General features: G+C 64.9%; 4 protein-coding genes and 2 pseudogenes. 3 read left to right on the forward strand and 3 right to left on the reverse strand.

The window, feature by feature from the left end:
- Positions 1-107 (forward strand): annotated as a pseudogene (locus tag ACIQ3B_RS18110) (IS5/IS1182 family transposase); the annotation flags it as partial.
- 38 nt (positions 108-145) lie between these two features.
- Here ACIQ3B_RS18110 and ACIQ3B_RS18115 read toward each other — a convergent pair.
- Positions 146-625: pseudogene (locus ACIQ3B_RS18115) on the reverse strand (circularly permuted type 2 ATP-grasp protein); the annotation flags it as partial.
- Positions 626-1,045: 420 nt separating this feature from the next.
- Here ACIQ3B_RS18115 and ACIQ3B_RS18120 point away from each other — a divergent pair.
- A complete protein-coding gene (locus tag ACIQ3B_RS18120) occupies positions 1,046-1,981 on the forward strand; it encodes a glutaminase (RefSeq protein ID WP_397405078.1) in 936 nt (311 codons plus the stop codon).
- Here ACIQ3B_RS18120 and ACIQ3B_RS18125 read toward each other — a convergent pair.
- Both ACIQ3B_RS18125 and ACIQ3B_RS18130 read right to left on the reverse strand, forming a co-directional pair.
- Positions 1,978-3,006 carry a glutathione S-transferase N-terminal domain-containing protein gene (locus ACIQ3B_RS18125; protein ID WP_397405080.1) on the reverse strand — a complete coding sequence of 343 codons (1,029 nt, stop codon included), beginning with the start codon at positions 3,004-3,006 and terminating at the stop codon, positions 1,978-1,980. The genes ACIQ3B_RS18120 and ACIQ3B_RS18125 overlap by 4 nt on opposite strands.
- A gap of 26 nt (positions 3,007-3,032) precedes the next feature.
- Positions 3,033-3,986 carry a formylglycine-generating enzyme family protein gene (locus tag ACIQ3B_RS18130; protein ID WP_397405082.1) on the reverse strand — a complete coding sequence of 318 codons (954 nt, stop codon included), beginning with the start codon at positions 3,984-3,986 and terminating at the stop codon, positions 3,033-3,035.
- 120 nt (positions 3,987-4,106) lie between these two features.
- Here ACIQ3B_RS18130 and ACIQ3B_RS18135 point away from each other — a divergent pair.
- A partial coding sequence (locus ACIQ3B_RS18135; protein WP_397405084.1) for a hypothetical protein occupies positions 4,107-4,322 on the forward strand: 216 nt, incomplete at its 3' end.

Below are 4,322 nucleotides of genomic sequence, written 5' to 3' on the forward strand. Positions count from 1 at the left end.
TCGGACGCCTCAAGGACTGGCGGCGCATCCACACCCGATACGACCGATGCGCACACACCTTCATGTCCGCCATCGCTCTCGCTGCCACCGTCATCTTCTGGCTATGATCAATGAGTCCTGAGCCTAGATAGCGCGCCAGATGCGCCTGTTCGAAATAGGTCTCGCTGAAGGGTCCCGGCGTCAGCAGGCAGATACGCGGCTCGCTACGGTCAGCCGCCTGCGACAATCCCCTGCGAAAAGCGTCAAAGAAAGGCGCCATCCGGTGCACGTTCATGCTGTTGTAGAGCGCTGGATAGGCGCGCGAGACCACCAGCCGGTTCTGCAACGCGTAGCCGGCGCCGGAGGGCGCCTGGGTGCGATCGTCCAACACCCACCAGCGGCCATCCGGACCACGGCCCAGGTCGGCGGCATAGATCTGCAGGTATTTTCCGTTCGGGGGCTTGGCGCCGCGCATGGCGCGAATGAAGTCCGGGCTGCCGGACAGGGCGGCGGCCGGCAGGGCGCCTTCCGATACCAACCTGCCTTCGCCGTAGATGTCCTGGAGCATAGCCTCCATCAACGTCGCGCGCTGGGTGACGCCGGCTACGATCTCTTCCCACTCATCCTGCGGCAGGATCAGCGGCATCGGATCAATAGGCCAGGTCTGTTCGTTCTCCTCACCATAGACACGGTGCGAGGCGCCAGTATCGCGAAGGTGGCGGGTGGCCAGACCAAACTCGCCCTCGGCGTGGGCGGCGAATTCCCCCAGAAACGCAATCCAGTGGTCACGCGGCCGACCGGTGGCGTCAAACAGCTCGTCAGGCACGCCAGGCAGAGGGCGGTAGCCCTTCAACCAGCCTGACAACCGACGCGCCGCCGCCTGTTCGGGACCAGCAGCGTGCGCCGCTGTTGTGGACGTATCAGTGGCCAAGGCTCATCCCCGTATCCCGGTTTACTGGAGACTCATGCGCTCATCGGCCATCATTGGCGCGGCCTTTCGCTCGGGTCACGTGATACAAACCGTAAAATCTGCCGGGCCGCGCTTGGCGGCGCCGGGGAACAGCCGATGACCAAGTCCCACCCGGACCTTTCCGATATTGTCGCCACAATCGGCCGCGACATGGGCGCGCATCTCGGCGGCGGCAAGGTCGCCGACTACATCCCGGCCCTGGCCCGCGTCGACGCCCGACGCTTCGGCATGGCGGTGATCTGCTGCGATGGCCAGACCGCCGAGACCAGCGACGCCTGGATGCCCTTCTCGATCCAGAGCATCTCCAAGGTCTTCACCCTGACGATGGCGCTGGAACGGCTGGGTGACGATCTCTGGAAACGCGTTGGACGCGAACCGTCGGGCTCGCGTTTCAACTCCATCGTCCAGCTTGAGCACGAGCAAGGCATTCCGCGGAACCCTTTCATCAACGCAGGGGCGATTGTGGTCACTGACGCCTTGCTGGCCGGCCGCTGCCCCGCCGAAGGTGTCGCGGACATCCGCGATTTCATGCGCCGCCGGGCGGATACAGAAACGCTCGACGTTGACCCAGAGGTAGCGACATCGGAGGCCGCTACGGGCTTCCGCAATCAGAGCCTCGCCAATTTCATGCGCGGATTCGGCAACCTCCACAGTCCGGTCGACGACGTGCTGCAGGTCTATTTCAACCAGTGCGCGCTCCGGATCACCTCCCGTCAACTGGCAAGGGCAGGCTTGTTCCTGGCGAACGCCGGGACGGACCCCATCAATGGTGATGTCGTCACCACGTCCAAGCGCGCCCGTCGTATTGCGGCCGTGATGATGACCTGCGGCCACTACGACGCCTCGGGCGAATTCGCGTTCCACGTCGGCTTGCCTGGCAAGAGCGGTGTCGGCGGCGGCATTCTGGCCATAGTGCCGGGCAAGGCGGCGGTGGCCGTCTGGTCGCCCGGACTTGACGAAGCGGGGACATCCTACGTCGGCGCCATGGCGCTCAAGCGGTTGGCAGCGGCCACCAGATGGTCGGTCTTCTAGGCGACGAGCACCTCGCAGCCGGTCCCGGCCAGTGCGGCGTCCACCTGAGCGCGTGAGCTGGCGTCCAGCGCGCCATACTCCTCGCGCAACCACATCAGGCACTTGGCCTGGTAGGTGAAAGGCTGCTGCACCCAGGCCTGACCGTCGATTTCGGTGCGGACCTCTTCGGCGCCTGACTGGACCGCTCGGGCGTTGGCGGTCAGCAACGGCGCGTAGACGCGGCCTACCTCGCCCAGTAGCGCTTTCAGGGTCTCCGGCAGCTTCGTGGGCCCAAACCAGTCGGCTTCTGTCGGCTCCAAGCCGGTGAGATCTTCGACGGCGCCGGTCCAGGCGAAAACCCGCCGGGCGCGGACGGCGGTGATGGCCATCGGCGTGGGGTCGAACAGGGCCAGCTGGGTCAATTGTCCATAGACGCCGAAGTCGCCGGCGCCCGGCCGCGCGCCCAGCAGGAAAGCATGGTCGCGCAGATGCGCCTCCATGGCGTCCAGGAAGCGCATGTAGCTGGCTTCAATGACGGCCCAGGTGGTTTCGTTGGAACCAACGTACCGCAGACGGGGGATCTGCCGCTCGGCGATCATCGTCCCGGACGCCTTCAGCACGTCATCCGGCACACGGCCGCGCGTCCAGGACGGCAGGATAGCGGATGCACGGGCGATATCGTCCGCATAGTGCCAGCGGTAGTGGAACATGGCCTTGGTGAGCCACTCGTCGCCGTAGTCTTCCAACAGGGCGTCGAGGAAGGCCAGGGCCGGGTTGGACGGGCGCACCGGGCGTTCCGGGAACATGCCCTCCAGGCGGCGGATGATCGGCGTGGAATCGGTCACCGCCTGCAACTGGCCGTCGGCGTCGGGGAAATAGAAGGTGGGCAGCAAGCCGACCTTGGCTTTGGGCAGGCCTTCCAGTTCGCGCGATCCCAGGATCAGTTTGTAGGGGATGCGGCGATAGCGGAGCAGGGCCACCATCTTTCGGGTATAGGGTGACCCGGGCACGCCGCTCAATGTGACCAGATTATCCGAATTGCTCATGTTGTCATTTCCCCCGCGAGATATTGTCACGACTTAGATCGCTCGTCGCGGATCACGCAACGAAAGCCGATATGGGTTGTGGCGCTGTCGATGGATTCCGGGTGGCGGGCCGCCGGTCGGTAGCGCTGGCAGTAGTTCTCCGCACACAGATGAGACCCGCCCTTGATGACCTTTCGGGGGATCGGGATGTCGGGCATTTGCGGATCGTAGCTGCCTTCAAGACTTCCGCCGCGCGGATTGGTGGGCATGCAGCAGGGACTTCCTGGCGCGGCGGGGCCTTCAGCGTACCAATCGGAGGTCCACTCCCAGACGTTGCCGATCATGTCGAACAGTCCATAGCCATTGTCAGGATAGGACCTCACTGGCGACGTCCGGGCCCAGCCGTCCAGCTCGAGGTTCTCGGCCGGGAAGCGCCCCTGCCAGTAGTTGGCAAGCATCTGTCCGGCGGGCGCCAGTTCGTCGCCCCACGCGAACTCTTGTGCTTCAAGGCCACCCTGTGCCGCGAACTCCCATTCGGCCTCCGTGGGCAAGTCCTTTCCCGTCCAGCGGGCGTAGGCTTCAGAGTCGGCATAGGCCACATGCACCACGGGATGATCGTCCAGCGCCTTGGGTCCATGCCGTCCGTAAGGCCTGCGCCAGTACGCCCCGAAGTGAAACGCCCACCAGCCGCCGGGGTTATCGAGCGGGACGGCATCCTTGGGTGGCGTGAACACCAGCGATCCGGGCCGCGCCATGTGCGGCAGCATACCGGGATAGTCCTTCGGGTCGGGCGCGATCTCGGCCAGGGTCTTGTGGCCCGTGGCTCGGACGAAGGCGTCGAACTGGCGGTTGGTGACCGGGGTCTCATCGATCCAGAACGGATCCACCCGGACCTGCCGCTGCGGGCGCTCTTCAGGATAGTAGCGATCCGACCCCATGGCGAACGTTCCGCCGGCCAGGCGGCGCATGCCCTGGGTCGTTTCGCCGACGGGTGCGATCATGGGTTTGGATATCCTCCCGGACGAATACGCATGCCGTCCGGCCAGGGGTTTGACAACTCCCCATAGCCGCGGGCGGTTCAAGGCCGCTACAGTCGAGGCGAGAAGAGGAACAGCACACCCATGACCATTCTCGTCACCGGCGGCACAAAGGGCATCGGGCTGGCCATCGCGGAGTATGTCGCCCGACCCGATGAGCAGTTGGTCCTAGGTGTCTGGTCCCGGAGTGTGGGGGAATCAGCCAAGCTGATCCTTCATTCCGGGAGGACCTATGGGCCAGATACTCCATGGCAGCGCCACGACCACGTACGCCGTTCGAGCGGCGATACAGCGATCGAA

The organism is Phenylobacterium sp., from assembly GCF_044358365.1.
In the GTDB taxonomy this organism is placed as follows: Bacteria; Pseudomonadota; Alphaproteobacteria; order Caulobacterales; family Caulobacteraceae; genus Phenylobacterium.

Bases quoted from the DNA above. Each gene is read 5' to 3' on its own strand.
- ACIQ3B_RS18120 (WP_397405078.1), top strand. From the start codon at position 1,046: ATGACCAAGTCCCACCCGGACCTTTCCGATATTGTCGCCACAATCGGC.
- ACIQ3B_RS18125 (WP_397405080.1), bottom strand. From the start codon at position 3,006: ATGAGCAATTCGGATAATCTGGTCACATTGAGCGGCGTGCCCGGGTCA.
- ACIQ3B_RS18130 (WP_397405082.1), bottom strand. From the start codon at position 3,986: ATGATCGCACCCGTCGGCGAAACGACCCAGGGCATGCGCCGCCTGGCC.